The sequence below is a fragment of the Catenovulum maritimum genome, assembly GCF_001050375.1.
Classification (GTDB): domain Bacteria; phylum Pseudomonadota; class Gammaproteobacteria; order Enterobacterales; family Alteromonadaceae; genus Catenovulum; species Catenovulum maritimum.
This window is the reverse complement of sequence record NZ_KQ130491.1, coordinates 121,430-140,786: the sequence shown is the minus strand read 5'-3', so window position 1 is coordinate 140,786 and position 19,357 is coordinate 121,430. Positions and strand designations below refer to the sequence as shown.

Sequence of the window (19,357 nt, the reverse complement as noted above, 5' to 3'; positions counted from 1 at the left end):
GCCATAGGCTTGTATTATATACAGCAATAATTATGAAAGAACTGAGCACTTTGCAATGCCTCTAAACCAACTAAAAACCATTATTTTTGTTTCTCTTGTCAGTTTTTGTTGTAGTCAACTCGCTTTTGCTGAAAATCAAACTAAGGCTGTTTTTCTTTCACAAAGCAAAATTACTGACCAAGCGATGTTTTTTGACGGCAACAAGGTGTCGATTAAACATCAAGCTAATAACCCAGCAGGTTATGACTACGTATATGGCAACGCGTTATCCCCACATGGCGATTGCATAAAAGTATATAAAGATTATGTATTTATGACTTGGTACAAAGGTGGAAAAGAAAATCGCCACGTGATGCTTACTCGGTTAAATAACAAAACTGGCGTAATGAAAACCATAGAATTTCCGCACCGTCACACTGGGTATAACGGTAAATGGTGGATTGGTGAAACACATAACACCATAGCGGTTGGTATAAGCCCCAAAAATGACAGCATCCATATGCTCTACGACATGCATAGAAATGGTCGTGTCTCAGAATTTGCTGATGACTATTTGCGTTATTCCTACACACTTAAAGGCGCAGCAACTGTTGCCGATGAAGATTTTAATTTGAACCTGTTTGTTAACTCCAAAGCAGGTCACTATAAACATTTAAATTTTACAGGCATAGATGATGTTAAAACTACTAAGTTATTAACTTATCCAGCGTTTTTTACCGGCGACAACGGCGACCTGTTTATGAAAATGCGTTATGGATTTTCTGCCAACGGCAAAATGCTGTTTGCGCGTTTCGATGGTAAACAATGGCATGGCTACACAGATTTTAATCGAGTATTAGCTTCTGAACACGGCAGTGAATACAACTGGGGTTTATATGGAGATTTTAAATACGAAGGCGGCAAGTTTCGCGTCGCCTTTCAGCGCCGTTCAAAAAATAAAAACGACAAATATGTTTACCAAAATGGTATTTATTACGCATATTCTGATGACCCAACAGGGGTAATCAGTTGGAAAGATGCTAACGCTAAGCCAATTGAATTGCCTGTCGCTAAAGCCGAGCTTATTCAAATTGCAGAGCCCGGTGATTGGGCACAAACGACTAAAAAAGACCAGGTGTCGATAGTGCATGGTTTTGACTTTGTGGTAACAGATAAAGGTGATGAACATTTTGTTAGCCAAGTGAAAGACCTTGAATTTGGTAAAGAGATAAACCTTCACACCTATCGAAAATCGGGTACAAAAAACTTTACGACTGTTGAATATGACCTAAGCGGCCAGCTTTACACCTCAAACAATGCTGTGTATCTAATTGGTTTAAAAGACAGCCGGGTAAATATAGTCAAAACACAAGGTGGCGAGAATAAATTTGAGCTTATGTACCAGCACAACACAGGACCAAAATTTGATAAAGGTGTGTTGTTTGTTGCTGACGGCAAAGTTTATTACTATTTAAAACAAGCTGAAGGGATAGGTGATACGCGCACCCTGTATTTACAAGTATTTGACCTAAACTAGAGAGCGAACATGATCAAATGGTGGATTATCTTAAGTGTGACAGCCACACCTAAAAACATGCAAAAGTGAGCATGCCAGACCATGTAAATAGAAGCAGGATAAACCATAACTGGTAGTGCTTAGAAGGTAGTGTTTAGAAATCTGTGCAGAACAGATGGTCCTTTCATCTCATCAACAACACTATTCCCCAACGCATTGCCAAAAGCTTACTAAACTAATGTAGCCATCAATGTAAACAGAAGCACGATATTCAGAAAATAAGCAATATCGATTTTCAATCGGCCATTTTTTTCAAGCCACTTTAAATCCCTTGTTAAGTTAGGTATATCTTCATATTTAACACCAACCTTTAATATACAAAACATAATAATCACAGAAATCAAACAAACTACAGCGGCAGGCACCGTCATTCCACCTTTGTATGTTGAAGCAACAACAATATTGTTCCATTGCTGAAAAGTTACCCTGAAAGAATTACTCGCAGCAACAACGATGATATTGATATCAATTAGCCACATTCCTAAAAAACCTGTTAACTTAAAAAAACTAAAAGTCGTATCAGGTTTACCTCTTTTTATCCATCGTTTAGCTTCAAAGTAATAAACATAAAGTAACTGCCGACGCACCCAATTCATTAGTACCCCACCAATACATTTGTAGAATAGAGAACGTGTTGTTGCATTCTATAAACACTATAAGCTTCTAAATAAAACAATAGCTTAACTTTCCATGTAATGATTAATCGTGATTAGTGTAAACTCGCATCGTACCGAATGAAATAGTCATAATGCTAGTGAGCAGTGGCTACAAACTTTTAATTTAATTGCTTTTAAATTTAATTTCCAACTAATTATAACCAGAATTTTTATACCAGGTACAAAAAAACCGCTTTAAAAGCGGTTTTTTTATCTTTAATTAGTGTTAACTAATTAAATTAACCATCGATAGAAATTAATTCAACATCGAAGATTAAAGTTGAGTACGGAGGAATGCTACCAGAACCGCCTTCACCATATGCTAAGTTGTAAGGGATATAGAATCTGAACTTAGAACCAACTGGCATTAATTGAACACCTTCTGTCCAACCAGGAATTACACGGTTTAATGGGAATGAAGCAGGTTGACCACGGTCAACTGAGCTATCGAACTTCTCACCATTTAATAGTGTACCTGTGTAATGAACTGTAACTGTATCTGTTGCTTTTGGCTTCTCACCGTCTGCAGCTGTTACGATTTCGTACTGTAAACCAGATTCAGTTGTTACTACACCTTCTTTTTTAGCATTTTCAGCTAAGAAAGTTTGGCCTTCTTCGATAAATTGCTTACCGTCTTCAGCGCGTTTAGCTTGCTCTAATTCTTGATGCTGCTTTTGTAACTCTTGTAAAGCAGTTTGAATATCTTCTTGGCTTAAAGAAGGTGTGCCAGCTACTGCGTCTGTCATACCTTTTTTAACTAATTCCATATCTAAAGCGATACCGACAGAATTAATTTGCTCAACTGTTGATTTTAATTGAGTACCAAAGTTTACGCCTAAACCATAAGCTTGTTTTTCAGTTAAAGTTTGCAATGTTACAGCCTCTTCTTGCTTAGTTTGCTCTGTTTTTACTTCGGCTTGCTCACTTACTGCTGCATTCGCAGCGTCTTTACCACAACCTGCTAAAATTAATGCTGCAGCTAGTGAACTTACCACTCCAATTTTTTTCATCTGTAGATACTCCAATTATAAAATCTTATTCGCTTTATTTTGTCACTTGCTTGATGCAGAGTATTAAAAACGCTTTATACTAACCTTATCAGCACAATAAACAACTGTATTCCTATGTATATTGGCATTATTCGGCCATTTTTTATCTTTTTTGCCCTAATTTTGGTAATTAGCTGTAAATTTTCAGCTCATCAGGCTGATACAGTAATCCCTCATACTCAGCTTGGCACCACATCTGGATTTATTTCTTTAGATAAAAAATGGTCGCTCACGGCTTCTATCGATGGTAAAGCTTACCTAAGAAAATTGACCGAACAACATCCGACATACATCTGGCAACATAGTTCAAAAATTCATGATTTAATTTTTTTAACCCACATTTCTTCTACATCTCAATACGCGGCGACCGCTTCTGCAAATGAACTCGCGGTGTGGAATATTCAAAATGGGAGTATGCTAGGTTACTGGTCAATCTCAGACAGTAAGATTCGCGCGATTGCGATTTCGGAGAAGTCGACAGAAGTCATCATAGCGCTATCTAATGGCCAAGTTAGCCTAATCAACTTCAATACAAATCAAGCCAGAAAAGTACAGCTACACCAAGCTTCTATTAACGATATCGCCCTCAGTCAAGATGACGAGCTACTTGTGTCTGCATCCGATGACTATAAAGTGCTTGTTTGGCAATTATCCAATTTTGAAATGATTCAAAGCTTCACCCACACGAGCAGAATTACACGAATTACCATCAGCCCAGATAAGCGCCTTATTTTCAGCAGTGATAAAAATACAGCCAAGGTCTGGCAACTCAAAGATAGAAAAATCGTTTCTCAATTAGATAAAAATCGACTACCTGAAGTAATTACTTCTGCTCGGTTTCACCCTAATCAAAATTTCATATTAACGGCATCTGACGGACAACAGCTTTTATTATGGGATTTAACGTCTGGCAAGTTACAACAGGAGTGGAAAGTTGCGACAAATAATAAGACTAAGTTTGCAGGGGCTGTGGTAAACTCTGCAGCGTTTTTTAGCCCAGAGCAAATCGTATCTGAAAGTTCAGTTGGGAATACTGAATTTTGGCCAATAAAGTATTAGAGCATATGACAACTACCACAGACTTAGAATATAAAATAGCAGATTTAGAAACTCAATTAGCTTTTCAAGAAGACACAATCCAGTCTCTAAATGATGCGCTGATTAGCCAGCAAGATCAGTTAATGACACTACAAAAGCAAATGGCGGCTTTAGCTAAAAAAATGAAAGCGATACAGCCTTCTGATAGTCTGGCTTCTTTAGATGACGAAACCCCGCCACCGCATTACTAGCGATTAACTACTCGGGTTTAAACAAGCCTATCACTTGATTCGTTGTTTTAGTGACTTTCTCAACTTCTTGCGTGGTTTTGCTTTGTTTATGACCACAATCGACGCACTCAACTTTTTCAACTGAATTCTCAAGATAAAGCATTAGTGTATCTTGAGCTTTGCATTCTGGGCATACCGCGCCCGCAATAAATCTTTTCTTAAGTTTCATACTTTTCCTATTTAAATCTGATGTAGCGGTCAAACCTTAAATCGACAAGATATCGTTTTTCCGTTATACACATCATCTTGCAACTGTATTTTCAACCAGCTTGGGTATATTATACGCCTACTATTTCGCAGCTCGAAACCAAATGATTACCCTAAATAAAATTTCTCTTCAGCGTGGCCAATCTTTTTTATTAGAACAAGCATCTGCCGTTATTCATCCTGGCCAAAAAGTTGGCTTAATAGGCAAAAATGGCTGTGGTAAGTCTAGCTTATTTGGCTTGCTAAATAACATTCTTCATATTGATAGTGGTGATTTATCTGTCCCAAACCATTGGGTAATTGCAAATGTAAAGCAAGAAACACCTGCGCTCGACCAAACTGCAATTGAGTATGTTATAGATGGTGATCAGGAATATCGAGCTTTAACCGCTCAAATCGCGGCAGCCGAAGAAAAACAACAAGGCGATAAACTCGCCGCGCTTTATGAAAAAATGGAACACATTGGCGGTTACACAATTTATGCGAGAGCCGGACAATTAATGCACGGATTAGGCTTTAATCAAACCCAGCAATCGGCTAGCGTGGCTGATTTTTCTGGTGGTTGGCGTATGCGATTGAATTTAGCGCAAGCATTGATTTGTCGCTCAGATTTACTCCTACTCGATGAGCCGACCAACCACTTAGATTTAGATGCAGTTATTTGGCTTGCCAAATTTTTAAACCAATATGCCGGCACGCTTATCTTAATTTCGCATGACAGAGACTTTTTAGATGAGGTTTGTCAGCAAATTTGTCATATCGAACAGCAAAAGATATTTAGTTACAAAGGCAACTACTCTGCTTTTGAAATCCAGCGCGCGGCAAAACTAGAGCAGCAGCAAGCCCTGTACGAAAAACAACAACGCGAAAAAGCACACGTACAAAGCTTTATTGACAGGTTTAAAGCTAAAGCAAGTAAAGCGAAGCAGGCTCAATCAAGAGTAAAGGCCTTAGCCAAAATGGAAGTTATTGCTCCTGCTCACGTCGATAGTGAATTTAACTTTAGCTTTCTTAAACCTGAAAAAAACCCTAACCCATTAATTGCTTTAGATAAGGTATCAGCTGGCTATCCAGATAAAACCATATTAGAAACCGTGCAACTCAATCTAGTACCCGGTAGCAGAATTGGTTTACTCGGTCGAAATGGGGCTGGTAAATCGACTTTAATCAAATTATTAGCTGGTGATATTCAAGCTAAAGCAGGCGAAGTCACACACGCCGCAGGCTTAAATATAGGCTACTTTGCTCAGCACCAGCTGGAGCAATTAAGACCACAAGATTCCCCACTACAGCATTTAACGCGTTTAGCAAATAATGAAACAGAGCAAGTACTCAGGGATCATTTAGGTGGCTTTGGCTTTTCTGGTGATCAAGCTTTATCTGAAATTGCTAATTTCTCAGGTGGTGAAAAAGCCCGTCTTGTACTCGCGCTGCTCGTTTGGCAAAAACCTAACTTGTTATTACTGGATGAGCCAACTAACCATTTAGATTTAGATATGCGTTTTGCGCTCACTTTAGCGCTTCAAGAATATCAAGGCGCTATGATTATAGTCTCGCATGATAGGCACATACTCAGAAGCACTTGTGATGATTTTTACTTAGTTGATTCGGGTAGGGTCTCGGCTTTTGAAGGCGACTTAGAAGACTACGAAGCTTGGTTAACTGAGCAAAATAAAGCTGAAACCAGTAGTGATTCAAGCTCAACTAAAGCGAATTCAGCCAGTAATAAAAAAGAGCAAAAACGCAGAGAAGCCGAATTTAGACAAGCGACAAAACCATTAAGACAAAAAATTGAAAAGCTCAGTAAGCAGACAGATACATTACAGCAAAAACTAGACGAGATAGAAGCGCAACTTGCTGATAGTGATATTTATGCTTCTGAAAACAAAGCAAAATTAACTGAGTTATTAAAACAGCAAGCTCAAATTAAGCCAGAGTTAGAGCAAACAGAGGAAGCTTGGTTAGAACTAGAAGAAGAACTAGAGCAACGCCAAGCAGAGTTTGATAGCCAAGCGAGTTAACTATGCTACATCAGCACGAGCGAACTAGCAGTAATATAACCGGTGAAATAAATCGAATTTGGCAGCTTAGCTGCCAAATTTATCAAGATGATAAGCTTCAGCAACTCTGCTTAAACTGGCAAAACACTTATGGTTTAAACGTCAACTTGCTATTAATTTTTGCGATTTACCAAAGCCAAAAATCCAGCTTAAACACTCAATTAATCCACAGCGCGATCGAAGCGACCAATCAATTTAGCCAACAGCATACCCAAGCAATCCGAAAAGTTAGAAATAGCTTAAAGCAGAATTTACCGTTAAATGATTACCAAGCGGTTAAAGAATCGGTATTAAATGCAGAATTAAAATGCGAGGCGTTAGAGCAAAAAGCTTGTATTCAAGCCTTATTTAGAGAAGATACAAACCCAGCGACTCAATCAAATAAGCCGCTAGATATATACTTAAACTTAGCCAATAACCAACTAAAATCAGCTGAATTTATTAAATTAGTCGAATCCCATCTGATTCAATCTTAATTTTTTTCGTTTTATATAAGCCGCCTATCGCTTTTTTGAATGCGGCTTTGCTCATAGCAAATGCTTTGTTGATTTCTTCAGGTGAGCTTTTATCGTGAAATGGTGCAAAACCATCATTTTTTTCTAAATACTTTAAAATGCTCGCGCTATATTTATCTCGGGTTTCTTTACCGGCTTGTAAGATTAAGTCTATCTTGCCATCAGGACGAATGCGTTTGATAAAGCCTTTTTTGAACTGACCAAACTCTAACCTTTCAAATACTTCATTACGATACAAAACACCACGATGCGCATGATTAATAATCGCGTTGTATCCTAGATCAGACTCATTCAAGACTAATAAATTAACCGCATCTTTTACTTCGTAAGGAGCTTCAGTTTGATCTAAATATTCATTCGTTTTAGCTGTCGCAGTGATTCGGCCGTCTTCATCTAGGTATAAATATACGAGATACTTACGCCCTATTTCCATGTCTCTTTTTTGCTGGTTTTGCGGAATAATGACATCTTTGTCTAACCCAAGATCAACAAAAACGCCATATGCACTGGCTGAAACAACTTTTAAGCAGGCAAACTCACCCACTTGAGCTTTCACTTTTTGGGTTGTCGCGGTAAGACGCTCTTTAGAGTCATGATATAAATAAGCCCAAACTAAATCGCCTTCTTGTGCTTGCTTAGGCGCAAGCTTTTTAGGCAATAACACTTCACCTAAGTTTTGTGCATCGAGCCAAATTCCGGTCTCATCATTTTTAACGATTTTAAGCTGATAGGATTTGCCGGCAGTAAGCATTGGGACCTCTAACAAGAAAACTAAAAAATAAGAATATCAATAGAACAGCAAATTTCCCTCTAATACGCGAGGACAAAATAGCTAAATTGAAGTTTGATGCGGGAATTATAACATCGATAGTCTAATTGGCTTCAACTAATTGGTTACGTCCATTTTGTTTTGCTCGATATAAAGCTTGATCAGCACGCTTCATGGTTTCACTGATATGACCATCACTGCAATCAGCCATGCCTATGCTTAATGTCACTTGTAAGCTCTTATCTGGAATTTCAAATTCAAAATTTTCAAAATGATGAACTAAAAACTCTAAACGGCCAATTGCCTCTTCAGAGCTTGTATTAGGGAATAAAATACAAAACTCTTCGCCGCCTAACCGAGCGGTTAAACACTCTGGAAAATGCTGTTTTAACCGTTTAGCGGTTTGAACAAGAATGATATCTCCAGCATCATGCCCATAAGTATCGTTTACGGATTTAAAGTGGTCTAAATCTAAAATGGCAAAAACTGCGTTGCTATCCGTTTCTTTCATTTTATTTAAGATAATATCTGATTGTTCAAAAAAATATCGTCGGTTATGCATCTTGGTTAGAAAATCATGGTCGACCGCAAACTGCACTTCCTCAACATGCTCAATAAACTCTAGGTTTCTGAAAATACGAGTATAAAATTCTTCTGCGCTAAAAGGCTTGGATAGATAATCATCCGCTCCACTTTTAAGAAATCGAGCCGACAATATACTTTGGTTAGAGCTAGAAATAGCAATAATGGCTAATTTTTGATGTTCGTATTTTTTGCGGATTTCAGGCACCAGCTGTAAGCCAGTCATAACAGGCATTTCATTGTCTGTTACCACTAACTTGATGTCATTATAGGTTTCCAGCACTTTTAGGGCTTCTACCCCATTCAGAGCTTCAGATATCAGAAAGTTATGTCTGGTTAGCATGCTTCTTAAGTGGATTCGAGCTGACGCAGAATCGTCTACAATCAAAATTCGAATTTTTTCATTCGCTTTCAACCGCGCTAAAAGCTTGCCGACATAATCAAAAGATTGAATCGTTTCTTTTGGTACGTAATCAATTACCGGTTTAGAAAGAATCGTCTGACGAGTTTGCTCATCCATTTGCCCAGTCAAAACGAAAGCAGGAATACCTTGATTAATGACAAAATCAATCGCTTCACCATTTGGCGCATCTGGCAGGTTAAAATCAACACAGGCACAAAAAAACTCATTATTTTCAGTAATGACTTGTTCTAATTGACGATAACTATGCACCACAGCCGTGAGAAAGCCCATTTTTTTAGCTATCGCATCGACCACTCGAGTTATCGATTTATTGTCGTCAATAATTAGAACTTTTTCTTTGCTCATATTTAATTAGTTTCCAACTCAGGCTTTTGAGCTGTCACTTGATTCCGCCCATTTGTTTTACTTTGGTATAAAGCGTTATCGGCTATGCTTAGCATTAAATCAATATTCTCAGATTGCTCTGAGTAACCAATACTAATTGTGTAGCGAATATTTTCTTGATTAAATGTTATTTCACTTGCCTCAATTTCACGTCTCAACGTATCTAACTCTGACAACACAGATTCGATTGAAGCATCTTCAAATAAAATACAAAACTCTTCACCACCAAAGCGCGCCACAATCGCACTAGGGAAAAGTTTTCTCATCACATCAGCAATATGCGCGATGACAACATCGCCGGCATCATGGCCATATACATCATTAATTTTTTTAAAATGATCTATATCTATCATAGCCAAACCATACGATTGCTGTTGGCTAATACAACGTTTGATAGCTTCTGGAGCTTTATCAAAAAAGTAACGACGATTACCTAGCTTAGTTAAATAATCTGTATTCGCAAGCATCTGAATTCGATTCACATACTCTAGATGTTCGATGTTCTGGACCACACGACAATAAAATTCTTCGTGGCAAAATGGTTTTTTTAAGAAATCATTGGCGCCACTTTTAATGAATCTTGCAGATAACGAACCAGCATCATTACCAGATAAGCCTATAATTGAGATTTGGTCTTTGGTGTAGAGCTTTCTAGCTTCACTGACAAATTTAATACCGCCCATTACAGGCATTTCATTATCTGTAATGACCAGCTTAACATCTGGGTTTTCGACTAAGTAATCTAGCCCTGCTTGACCATTTTCAGCAACTGAGACTTGAAATTGATGCCGCGAAAGCAAGTGAGATAAATACAATCGAGCAGCTTTAGAGTCATCAACCACTAAAACTTTTATATATCGATTGAGCTTGAGTCTAGTTAATAATTTACCTAAATAAGCATAGGCTTGAGCCGTTTCTTTGGGGATGTAATCGACAACAGGTTTACGTAAAATTTTATCTCGAGTTGCTTCATCCATTTTACCCGTCAGCACTATCCCTGGGGTTTTAGTGTCTAAAACAAGGTCAATCGCCTCGCCTTCAGGTGCATCTGGTAAATTATAATCAATCGATGCAACTGAATACGATTTTCCACTCGCAAGTAACGCTTCTGCTTGAGCATATGACATAGCTAGATCGGTTTGATAACCTGCTTGTTCCGCAATATGTTTAATTAATGAAGCAATTGGTTTGCTATCTTCAATAATTAACATGGTGTCAGTTTGACTCAAGATCCTTCCTTATATTTGCTAAAAATAAAATTTAATTACAAGGGTTCTAATCTGGCATACGCGACAACCAAAAGTTTGGTTCCGGCATGCTTAAAATTAATCTCAACTCGGCTTTGCTCACCACTGCCCTCAAAGTTTGTAATAACCCCAGGACCAAATTTGTGATGCAAAACGCTCTGACCTAATTCTAGACCAGTTTCGTTAAATGTCTCAGTTACTTTTTCTTGACTAAAGCGCCCCGTATTATAAGGCCGGCTCACTTGGTTATTTAACCTTATTTCTGTGACGCATTCAGCAGGAATTTCTTTAATAAATCGGCTCGGGGCATGGTATTGATCTTTACCATAAATGCGTCGCGTTTCAGCATAGCTAATATAAAGCTTTTGCATCGCCCTAGTCATGCCTACATAACAAAGCCTGCGTTCTTCTTCCATTCGCCCCGACTCTTCACTGGTCTGCAAACTTGGGAACATGCCTTCTTCTACTCCAACCATAAAGACCAATGGAAATTCTAGGCCTTTAGCACTGTGAAGTGTCATCAACTGGACGCAATCTTGATGCTGATCGGCCTGATTTTCGCCAGATTCAAGCACAGCATGAGACAAAAAGGCACTTAGGTCTGTCATATCCGGTTCATTATTATCGAACTGGCGACAAGCTGTGACTAATTCTTCTAAGTTATCGATTCGAGCTTGGGCTTTTTCACCTTTCTCTGCTTGATACATATGAAATAAACCTGACTGCTTAATCACTATATCGGCCTGTCGATATAAAACTTCATCTTCAATTGACTCTTCCATGGCTTGAATTAATTCAACGAAGCTTTTAATTGTGTTTGCTGCACGACCAACCAGTAGTTTACTGTCGAGCATCACTTCAACCGCTTGCCATAAAGTCGTATTGTGTTCTTTGGCATATTGACGTAATTGACTGATAGATTTTTCGCCTATCCCTCGAGTCGGAGTATTAATGATTCTTTCAAATGCCGCATCGTCGTGGCGGTTATTCAGTAACCTTAAATAAGCAAGGGTATCTTTAATCTCTTGTCTTTCAAAGAATCTTAAACCACCATATATGCGATAGGGTATTTTTTCCGTGATTAACGCTTCTTCCAGCACTCGAGATTGAGCATTGCTTCGATATAAAATAGCCGAGTCTGAATAGGCATTACCTTGCTCAAACCATTCTTTAATTCGAGCAACGACAAAGCGGGATTCATCTAATTCGTTAAAAGCCGCGTATAAGGAAATATCTTCACCATCACCGGACTCAGTCCATAAACTTTTGCCAAGTCGCCCTGAGTTATTTTCAATAACCTTATTCGCCGCATTCAAAATATTACCTGATGAACGATAATTTTGTTCCAGTCTAATAGTATGAGCATCTGGATAGTCAGTTAAAAACTGTTGAATATTTTCAACTCTAGCGCCACGCCAACCATAGATAGATTGGTCATCGTCACCCACTATGCCAATATAATTATCGCCATCCGCTAACATGCGCAACCAAGCATACTGAATATTATTGGTATCTTGGAATTCGTCGACCAAAATATTCTTAAATCGATTTTGATAATGACGTAGTAATTGAGGGTTATTGAGCCATAATTCGTGTGCTCTCAGTAATAGTTCAGCAAAATCTACTAGGCCAGAGCGATCACAAGTTTCTTGATAGGACTCATAAATTTTCTTGAAAATTTGTTCCTGCTGGTTCCCAAAGGTTTCAATATGCTGTGGCCTTAAACCTTCATCTTTTTTACCATTGATGTACCACATAGCTTGCTTAGGCGGCCATTTTTTCTCGTCTAAATCTAAGGCTCTAACCACCCGCTTAATCAATCTGAGTTGATCATCTGAGTCCAGTATTTGAAAGCCTTCTGGTAACTTAGCGTCGGCATAATGTAAGCGAAGTAATCTGTGTGCTAGACCATGAAAAGTACCGATCCACATATTGTGGACTGAGGTTTTTAGTAAATCTTCTACCCTATGGCGCATTTCAGCAGCCGCTTTATTGGTAAAGGTTACCGCTAAAATAGAATGCGGCGGTAAATTTTCAACCTGCATTAACCAAGCAATTCTATGAACTAATACTCGGGTTTTACCACTTCCAGCGCCAGCTAAAATCAACATAGACTGCAATGGTGCAGTAATCGCTTGTTTTTGCTTGTCGTTGAGGCCATCAACTAAATGAGTAATATCCATAGAAACACTTAAATTTACTAATAAAAATCTAATTATACTGGATAAAGGACCAGTTAAAAAGCTTAGCTTTCGAACTTATCTTCGCCAGCCATTTTAATCCAAAGTAGACAATTAAAATATTTGGGACACTTTTGTGATATTTAACCTTATTTGTTGGGACATTTGTTAGTCAAACTGTAATCACTTTCTAAAAGGAGATACTCATGAAACTAACAAAAAACCTAACTTCACTTTCTATCGCAACTACTTTATTAGCCAGTGCTAGTGCCTCAGCAGCCAATATAGAAGTCGAACTTTATAACCTAACTCACGCTATTTCTTTTACCCCTATTTTAGTCTCGGCACATGACGCGAATACATCCTTATTCCATGTGGGTGAAACGGCAAGTAGTGCACTGCAAAAAATGGCAGAGGGTGGTAACACTGGTGATTTAAAAACTGCTGTGACTGCAGCAGGTGGCGCAAACTTAGATTTAACCACAGCACCTACTCTGGCGGGAACAAAACATATGGGCATGCTAGATACAGGTACAAATATGTATTTATCAGTTACCGCTATGATGTTACCTACTAACGATGGGTTTGTTGGCTTAGATAGCTGGAAAATTCCATCAGAAGCTGGCACCTATACCGTCATGCTAAATGCTTATGATGCTGGCACAGAAGTCAATGATGAAATCATTAATGGTGGTGGCGATGCTGGTACACCGGGTATTCCGGCAGATCCAAGTGGAAATGCTGGCTCTGGTGCAACTGGCGCAAGTAGTAACGAAGCTAATTCAAATGTTCATATCCACCCTGGCAACGTTGGCGACACAGATGCAACAGGCGGTATTTCAGACGTAAACAGTACAGTTCATAGATGGCTAAACCCTGTCGCAAAATTGGTTGTAACCGTTAAGTAAGGGGAAAGAAATGAACAACTTAAAATTAAATGGCGCTAAATGGCTAGGTTTACTTGCCATGATGTCAGGATTATCTGCTTGCTCAATTGATATAAATGATGACGACGACAAAGCGCCTATGCCATATGTTTATGAAATTAAGCTGATGAATATTACCCAAGGGCAAATGTTCTCACCGCCAATTTTGACCAGTCATAATGCCCAAATGCAACTATGGCAAGCGGGTGAAAGTGCAAGTATAGCCTTAGAAGCCTTAGCTGAAGGTGGTGACACTAGCCAAATTTCTGCCATGGCAGGAATAGAGCAAAGTCACGCAGCTGCTGCCCCTGTTGCGCCAGGTGATATGTACACTTGGACTCTTGAAGTCGAAAAAGGCTACGCCTACGGTGTATCTGTTGCCACTATGCTGATTAATACCAATGACGGCTTTACCGGTGTTACAGGTATAGACCTAAGTAAATTATCAGTCGGCGATACCTATTCAAAAATGCTCAATGTATATGATGCTGGTACTGAAATGAATGATGAAATCGCTATGCCTGGTTCAGGCGGGGAAGGTTTTAATTCAGCTCGAACTGGTGATGTCGACCGAGTTCATATTCACCCTGGCGTATTAACTTCTCTAGAATTATCTAGCTCAGTTTTAGAGGCTGGACATAAGTTTGATAACCCAGCAGCAAAAATAGTTATTAAACGTATGCAATAAAATGAATCAATAGTCGTTCTTATCTTAAAGCCTAGATAACTTATCTTTCCAGTTATCTAGGCCTGATTACTTTCTGTTTTCATTAAGATAAGAATACGGCTAATGACAAAAAAAATACTGCTGGTAGAAGACAATCACGATATAGCAAACATCATATCGATCAACTTATCCATGCTGGATCATAAAGTACAAGTATTTAACGATGGTGCTGAAGCCTATCGCCAGCTCAATCAAGCATATGATTTAGCAATACTCGACATTATGTTGCCCGGCACAGATGGCTTAACGCTATGTAAACGTTTGAGAAAGTTACAACCTGATATTCCGATAATCATGTTAACGGCTAAATCCTCTGAACTCGATATAGTCACAGGGTTAGAGAATGGTGCAGATGATTACTTAACTAAACCATTTTCGGTATTAGAGTTACAAGCAAGAGTGAAAGCACATCTTAGGCGGACTCAGCAAAAACAAAATGAAGATACTGAAACAAAAGCAGTCCTTAGTTTTGATGGCTTATCAATAGATGCGAATTTATATCAAGTGAGTTTGAATAACGAGCAAATAGAAACCACAGCAAAAGAATTTGAATTGCTTTATTTTCTAGCTCAGCAACCTAAGCGCGTATTTAGTCGAGAGCATTTACTCGATGAAATATGGGGCTTTCGGCATGAAGGGTCTGCTCATACAGTCAATTCAACTGTAAACCGAATCCGTGCCAAATTAGAGCCAGATCCAGCTAACCCAAAATGGCTGAAAACAGTTTGGGGTGTAGGTTATAAATTTTCAGGCTAAACCTTGTAGTAGACCTGAATTCGGGACAAGAAGAATCAAATTAAACTCAGTAAGGTAATCCCATGTTTCGTTCACTTTCAAGCCAGCTTGCCATTATCATAGGGGCACTTTTTTTAATCGCCGCTTTCGGCCTTTTTCAGTGGTACTTTCATAGTAGCGAACAATTTGCTGATGAAGTAGAGCAAAGTTTACATAGAGATTTAGCTGCGCATATAGTGCACGATGATATCAATTTAAACCAAGGTATAATCAAAAAAGAGAAATTAAAATCGGCCTTCCATACTCAAATGCTACTTGGCCCAGAATGGGAGTTTTATGCCGTAGATACCCTAGGAAATATACTCGCTTACTCCGCGCCTGAAGGTGTTGTAAAATTAAGCAAAATCGATTTATCACCGATAAAACAATACTTAAACACAGCCAGTTTTCCGCTTTATGGTGACGATCCAAGAACACCAGGTACACATAAAATTTTCTCTGCGTCTGAAATTCATAAAGCAGATGGCAGTCTAGCCGGATATTTATATGTCATTATTGGTGGTCAAAAACGTGATAGCGCAGAAGCAATCCTTAACAGTAGTAAAGTCTTAAAAGATGGCGCCCTAATACTCGGCTCTGCGATCATCTTTGGTTTAATCGCTCTAATGCTTGCGGTAAATGTCATAACTAAGCCGCTAAAAAAACTAAGTGAAAGAAGCTTAGAATATGTGGCGAATGATTTCACCAACTTGAAAACCGAGCATCAAGGCCTGTTAGCATCCAAAGAAATACATGATCTTGAAACCAGCTTTGTCTCGGCAGCTCAACATATCAATGATCAGCTAGCAAAAATTAAAACCACAGAACAACTGAGAAGAGAGTTGTTATCCCACATCTCTCACGACTTCAGAACACCACTTACCGCACTCAATGGTTACTTGGAGACTTGGTTAATTTCACCAGAAGAAAAGCGGTCACCGGAATTAATCGAAATAGCGCTTAAAAACGGTAACCAGATTAGCCAACTAGTTGACCAATTATTTGAGTTAGCTAGATTAGAAAGCGGTGATATTAAATTTATACCCGAAGCGGTCAATGTGGTTGAGCTTGCCTATGATGTGATCCAAAGATTACGTTATCAGGCGGAGCAACGTGGTGTTAGTTTATCTGTAGAAAGTCCAAATTCGGGCATAATTGCAAACGCGGACATAAGCAAGCTAGAGCGAATATTAGTGAACTTAATCGATAACGCAATCCGTCATACTGAAGAGACGGGTGAAGTAAAAGTCGTCATTTCGCCACAACCTGAAAGTATTGAGCTCAGCATAAAAGACAATGGTAAAGGCATTCCGGATGACGAGTTAAACCAGATTTTCGATGCAAAATTTCAAGCAACGAACACTAGCTCTAGTATCAAAAATGCAGGTTTAGGCCTTTCAATTGTGAAACATTTATTGGATATGCATATGAGCCGAGTTGAAGTAAAAAGTGAACAAGGCAAAGGTAGTCAATTCAGCTTTCTTTTACCATTTGCTAAATTAACCTAAATTTACTTAAGCGATGGATACAGCTAACTGGCAGTTTCAGCAAAATGCTGTAGCAACTGCCAGTAACCAAGATAAGCTAAAATATACATAATAGAAGGCGCATAAACTAACCAAAACAACGCAGCCTTACGTTTTAATTGGCAAATGCGGCTAGCTGCATAATAACTAGTAAAACAAGACCAGAAAGGAAAAGCAGAGAATAAAGCAAACCAAATAACATCGGTTTGCCAAGCTTGACGATAATTGTCATAAAATAAAGATTGGATCAACACCAGTAATAACGTGGGTAAAGACATCACAAGCTGGCTATAAATATGTAAATATCTCGCGGTGTGCGTTTCTACTTGCTTTGCACCAGCCCATTTAAGCCTGATTTTGTACCACCAGCCACCTAAAAAATAAGCTACGACGCCAGCAGGTGCCCCAATAACCAATAAAACAATCCAAAAATTTAGCCAAGACATATTCACCACAGGCTCAAATAACTCCCAACCTGGCCATGGTCGATTTAAACTTTCTTTTAGTAAGTGACGGTCAATGCGATCTAGTGTATGAAATATGCCATATGCCCAGCTGGCAATAATGAGATAAAGGGGACGAGAACAAATCTCAAGCTGTTTAAAAAACAAACTAGGTCGAAAATATAGCGTGGTGAGAAAAAGCACTTAATTAATTTACGCCTAGTCTTTTAACTATCTAGCCGGAACACGACCTTGACGTCATCTGTCAGGTATTTCTCATCAATATAAGCTATCGCATTAGCATTATTCACAACATACTCTACGGCCGCTTGTTGTGTTTCTAAGGCCAAAGGAGGCTTTAATCTTCCCGTAAAAGAGAGCTTAGCCCAATAGCTATTAATTTGAGATAAACGCTTGCCTGTCGTAATTTTATAAAATGTAGCTTTTTCTTGAGAGCCATCATATAAATCAATTGGCTGGGCTTGTTCTCCATTTGAGAAAGCCATCAAACGCCCTGTATATATGTAAATTATTTCCTGCTTACTCATGCTTGAGATAGGGTTATTTTTATTTACTATCACCAAGATTTCAGCACTTGCCACACTGCTGAAAACAAAACAAATCAGGCCAATCAATATTCGGATATTCATTTTTAAAATACCCTATCATAGCTAAACATGATTAAGCTGACGTATTCATCTTTTATTTTACTGAAATCTTTTACCACCCATAAGTTAGAACCAATGGCCTCAACATGCTTGCGCTCAAACTGTAGTTTTATATCTTGCCTTAAAGCGAAATCATAACGAACACCTAGACTAATACTCTTTTGATTATAAGCAGAGGTTTCGGCAAATTGAAAAACTTGTTGCAATCCAAATGCTAAATTTTGATTTGATTGAGCGGAAAGAAATTGCACTAACCCCTCATCTGGTTTAGAAAAAGTTCTAGGTGAGCTAGTTTTAATTGCCGATAAAGTTAAAAATGGCGTGAACTGATCAAATGTTCTAGAAAAACTCACATAAGCATTTTTATTTTTTGGGATATTACTGGAATCTGCAGCTAAATCACCGATTTCAGCTCGGACTCGCCAAATAGAATTATCATACTGAACGGCAAGGGTTTTATAGCGAAACCACTTATCTTTAACTCGATATGCCTCAACAAACTCCTTACCTTCAGTCCAACTCACCAGTGGACTTGGATAATCTTGTGAAACTAAAGTTAAAAACTGAATCGCTGTATCCACTTGCTCCCAACTATTTGCAAGCTGAGATTGAGTATACCCGAAACGATAAAGCCAGTTATTTGTTTGATACTCTAAATTAAAACCAAGTAAATTCTTAAATTTAGAATTCAAAGTATTGCCATCAGTTGCATTGATATTGACTTCGGTTCGGCCAGTAAAAATGCTAGCTGTACCTACACCATCGGATAAACCAAAGTTATAGGTTAGGTCTGCCCCATTGACATAAGACAGAGGAAGCTGAGCATAAAAGTCATGATTAGGTATTACTTCATTATTAGAATAGCCAATTAAGCGACTATCACTTAATAAGTAGGTTCTAGGTGCAAAACGTCCTATTCGAAATAATAAAGAGGAAGTTGGTGAATAGTTTAAAGTCGCTATCTTAATTCTGTCAGAATTATCAACCACCACTTCTTTTTGAGCAACGATTTGTCCAACAAGTTCAAACTGAGTGCTCAGCTGATAATTCAATTGCAAACCGACTTTACTCAAAGTCAGATATTCATCATCGCCTTTATAACCCACGTCAGACGAAGATAAATGCGGCTGAAAACCCAAATTATCATTAGAAGAATGATAACCCGCTATAGTTAAAAACCCCTTAATATCCAATTTATCGCGCGCATATAGGTTCGACGAATGACTGAATATAATGCAGGTTGCTATTGCTAGCTTGATGAACTTATTCATCCGAATCATTTGCCACAACTATTTATAAAAGAATACTTTAAAATGTAGCTCAAACTGGCCGTATCG

19 protein-coding genes are annotated in these 19,357 nt (G+C 38.5%); 9 read left to right on the top strand and 10 right to left on the bottom strand.

Going from position 1 to position 19,357, the window contains the following annotated elements; all coding sequences use genetic code 11:
- Nucleotides 1-55: 55 nt before the first annotated feature.
- Nucleotides 56-1,516, top strand: a complete 1,461-nt coding sequence (locus XM47_RS11470; protein WP_048692606.1) for a BNR-4 repeat-containing protein — start codon at nt 56-58, stop codon at nt 1,514-1,516.
- A 209-nt stretch (nt 1,517-1,725) separates the two neighbouring features.
- On the opposite strand, the gene XM47_RS11465 is transcribed toward XM47_RS11470, so the two are convergent.
- A complete protein-coding gene (locus XM47_RS11465) occupies nt 1,726-2,151 on the bottom strand; it encodes a hypothetical protein (RefSeq protein WP_048692604.1) in 426 nt (141 codons plus the stop codon).
- A 299-nt stretch (nt 2,152-2,450) separates the two neighbouring features.
- On the bottom strand, nt 2,451-3,221 hold the full coding sequence (locus XM47_RS11460; RefSeq protein ID WP_048692602.1) for a BamJ family beta-barrel-assembly machinery protein: 771 nt from the start codon (nt 3,219-3,221) through the stop codon (nt 2,451-2,453).
- A 114-nt stretch (nt 3,222-3,335) separates the two neighbouring features.
- Between XM47_RS11460 and XM47_RS11455 the strand changes: the two genes are divergently transcribed.
- A complete protein-coding gene (locus XM47_RS11455; RefSeq protein ID WP_048692601.1) occupies nt 3,336-4,319 on the top strand; it encodes a WD40 repeat domain-containing protein in 984 nt (327 codons plus the stop codon).
- Nucleotides 4,301-4,549 (top strand): SlyX family protein, encoded by a 249-nt coding sequence (locus tag XM47_RS11450; RefSeq protein ID WP_245623458.1) that lies wholly within the window; start codon nt 4,301-4,303, stop codon nt 4,547-4,549. Before XM47_RS11455 ends, XM47_RS11450 begins: the two co-directional genes overlap by 19 nt.
- A gap of 7 nt (nt 4,550-4,556) precedes the next feature.
- Here the strand turns inward: XM47_RS11450 and XM47_RS11445 are convergent, their stop codons facing one another.
- Nucleotides 4,557-4,757 carry a YheV family putative zinc ribbon protein gene (locus XM47_RS11445; RefSeq protein ID WP_048692599.1) on the bottom strand — a complete coding sequence of 67 codons (201 nt, stop codon included), beginning with the start codon at nt 4,755-4,757 and terminating at the stop codon, nt 4,557-4,559.
- 142 nt (nt 4,758-4,899) lie between these two features.
- Here XM47_RS11445 and XM47_RS11440 point away from each other — a divergent pair, with 142 nt between their 5' ends.
- Both XM47_RS11440 and XM47_RS11435 read left to right on the top strand, forming a co-directional pair.
- Complete coding sequence (locus tag XM47_RS11440; protein WP_048692597.1) at nt 4,900-6,816, top strand: ABC transporter ATP-binding protein; 1,917 nt, start codon at nt 4,900-4,902, stop codon at nt 6,814-6,816.
- Nucleotides 6,817-6,818: 2 nt separating this feature from the next.
- Nucleotides 6,819-7,331 (top strand): TIGR02444 family protein, encoded by a 513-nt coding sequence (locus tag XM47_RS11435; RefSeq protein WP_048692595.1) that lies wholly within the window; start codon nt 6,819-6,821, stop codon nt 7,329-7,331.
- Here the strand turns inward: XM47_RS11435 and XM47_RS11430 are convergent.
- The 4 genes from XM47_RS11430 to uvrD all read right to left on the bottom strand — a co-directional run bounded on the left by XM47_RS11430 (nt 7,297) and on the right by uvrD (nt 12,959).
- Nucleotides 7,297-8,121 (bottom strand): CvfB family protein, encoded by an 825-nt coding sequence (locus XM47_RS11430; RefSeq protein ID WP_048692593.1) that lies wholly within the window; start codon nt 8,119-8,121, stop codon nt 7,297-7,299. The genes XM47_RS11435 and XM47_RS11430 overlap by 35 nt on opposite strands.
- A 121-nt stretch (nt 8,122-8,242) precedes the next feature.
- On the bottom strand, nt 8,243-9,490 hold the full coding sequence (locus tag XM47_RS11425) for a diguanylate cyclase domain-containing protein (protein ID WP_048692592.1): 1,248 nt from the start codon (nt 9,488-9,490) through the stop codon (nt 8,243-8,245).
- 2 nt (nt 9,491-9,492) lie between these two features.
- Nucleotides 9,493-10,758 (bottom strand): diguanylate cyclase, encoded by a 1,266-nt coding sequence (locus XM47_RS11420; RefSeq protein ID WP_048692590.1) that lies wholly within the window; start codon nt 10,756-10,758, stop codon nt 9,493-9,495.
- A gap of 35 nt (nt 10,759-10,793) precedes the next feature.
- On the bottom strand, nt 10,794-12,959 hold the full coding sequence (uvrD, locus tag XM47_RS11415; protein WP_048692589.1) for a DNA helicase II: 2,166 nt from the start codon (nt 12,957-12,959) through the stop codon (nt 10,794-10,796).
- Nucleotides 12,960-13,162: 203 nt separating this feature from the next.
- Between uvrD and XM47_RS11410 the strand changes: the two genes are divergently transcribed.
- From XM47_RS11410 to XM47_RS11395, 4 genes are all read left to right on the top strand, one after another.
- Nucleotides 13,163-13,864, top strand: a complete 702-nt coding sequence (locus XM47_RS11410) for a spondin domain-containing protein (protein ID WP_078061892.1) — start codon at nt 13,163-13,165, stop codon at nt 13,862-13,864.
- A 10-nt stretch (nt 13,865-13,874) separates the two neighbouring features.
- The gene (locus XM47_RS11405) at nt 13,875-14,570 is read left to right on the top strand and encodes a spondin domain-containing protein (RefSeq protein ID WP_048692588.1); all 696 of its coding nucleotides are present in this window, start codon (nt 13,875-13,877) and stop codon (nt 14,568-14,570) included.
- Between the two features lie 102 nt (nt 14,571-14,672).
- Entirely contained in the window at nt 14,673-15,365 is a 693-nt protein-coding gene (locus XM47_RS11400; protein ID WP_048692587.1) for a response regulator transcription factor, read from the top strand.
- A 62-nt stretch (nt 15,366-15,427) separates the two neighbouring features.
- A complete protein-coding gene (locus XM47_RS11395) occupies nt 15,428-16,891 on the top strand; it encodes a sensor histidine kinase (protein ID WP_048692585.1) in 1,464 nt (487 codons plus the stop codon).
- 23 nt (nt 16,892-16,914) lie between these two features.
- On the opposite strand, the gene XM47_RS11390 is transcribed toward XM47_RS11395, so the two are convergent.
- From XM47_RS11390 to XM47_RS11380, 3 genes are read right to left on the bottom strand one after another with little or no spacing between them, the layout of a single operon-like run.
- Nucleotides 16,915-17,556 carry a hypothetical protein gene (locus XM47_RS11390; protein ID WP_048692583.1) on the bottom strand — a complete coding sequence of 214 codons (642 nt, stop codon included), beginning with the start codon at nt 17,554-17,556 and terminating at the stop codon, nt 16,915-16,917.
- A 23-nt stretch (nt 17,557-17,579) separates the two neighbouring features.
- On the bottom strand, nt 17,580-18,002 hold the full coding sequence (locus XM47_RS11385; protein WP_149865502.1) for a type 2 periplasmic-binding domain-containing protein: 423 nt from the start codon (nt 18,000-18,002) through the stop codon (nt 17,580-17,582).
- A 2-nt stretch (nt 18,003-18,004) separates the two neighbouring features.
- Nucleotides 18,005-19,291 carry a hypothetical protein gene (locus tag XM47_RS11380; protein ID WP_048692579.1) on the bottom strand — a complete coding sequence of 429 codons (1,287 nt, stop codon included), beginning with the start codon at nt 19,289-19,291 and terminating at the stop codon, nt 18,005-18,007.
- Nucleotides 19,292-19,357: the final 66 nt, after the last annotated feature.

What these genes read in the sequence shown, in the direction of transcription:
- XM47_RS11470 (WP_048692606.1), top strand. Translation starts at nt 56, where the DNA reads ATGCCTCTAAACCAACTAAAAACCATTATTTTTGTTTCTCTTGTCAGT.
- XM47_RS11465 (WP_048692604.1), bottom strand. Translation starts at nt 2,151, where the DNA reads ATGAATTGGGTGCGTCGGCAGTTACTTTATGTTTATTACTTTGAAGCT.
- XM47_RS11460 (WP_048692602.1), bottom strand. Translation starts at nt 3,221, where the DNA reads ATGAAAAAAATTGGAGTGGTAAGTTCACTAGCTGCAGCATTAATTTTA.
- XM47_RS11455 (WP_048692601.1), top strand. Translation starts at nt 3,336, where the DNA reads ATGTATATTGGCATTATTCGGCCATTTTTTATCTTTTTTGCCCTAATT.
- XM47_RS11445 (WP_048692599.1), bottom strand. Translation starts at nt 4,757, where the DNA reads ATGAAACTTAAGAAAAGATTTATTGCGGGCGCGGTATGCCCAGAATGC.
- XM47_RS11440 (WP_048692597.1), top strand. Translation starts at nt 4,900, where the DNA reads ATGATTACCCTAAATAAAATTTCTCTTCAGCGTGGCCAATCTTTTTTA.
- XM47_RS11435 (WP_048692595.1), top strand. Translation starts at nt 6,819, where the DNA reads ATGCTACATCAGCACGAGCGAACTAGCAGTAATATAACCGGTGAAATA.
- XM47_RS11430 (WP_048692593.1), bottom strand. Translation starts at nt 8,121, where the DNA reads ATGCTTACTGCCGGCAAATCCTATCAGCTTAAAATCGTTAAAAATGAT.
- XM47_RS11425 (WP_048692592.1), bottom strand. Translation starts at nt 9,490, where the DNA reads ATGAGCAAAGAAAAAGTTCTAATTATTGACGACAATAAATCGATAACT.
- uvrD (WP_048692589.1), bottom strand. Translation starts at nt 12,959, where the DNA reads ATGGATATTACTCATTTAGTTGATGGCCTCAACGACAAGCAAAAACAA.
- XM47_RS11410 (WP_078061892.1), top strand. Translation starts at nt 13,163, where the DNA reads ATGAAACTAACAAAAAACCTAACTTCACTTTCTATCGCAACTACTTTA.
- XM47_RS11405 (WP_048692588.1), top strand. Translation starts at nt 13,875, where the DNA reads ATGAACAACTTAAAATTAAATGGCGCTAAATGGCTAGGTTTACTTGCC.
- XM47_RS11400 (WP_048692587.1), top strand. Translation starts at nt 14,673, where the DNA reads ATGACAAAAAAAATACTGCTGGTAGAAGACAATCACGATATAGCAAAC.
- XM47_RS11395 (WP_048692585.1), top strand. Translation starts at nt 15,428, where the DNA reads ATGTTTCGTTCACTTTCAAGCCAGCTTGCCATTATCATAGGGGCACTT.
- XM47_RS11385 (WP_149865502.1), bottom strand. Translation starts at nt 18,002, where the DNA reads ATGAATATCCGAATATTGATTGGCCTGATTTGTTTTGTTTTCAGCAGT.
- XM47_RS11380 (WP_048692579.1), bottom strand. Translation starts at nt 19,291, where the DNA reads ATGAATAAGTTCATCAAGCTAGCAATAGCAACCTGCATTATATTCAGT.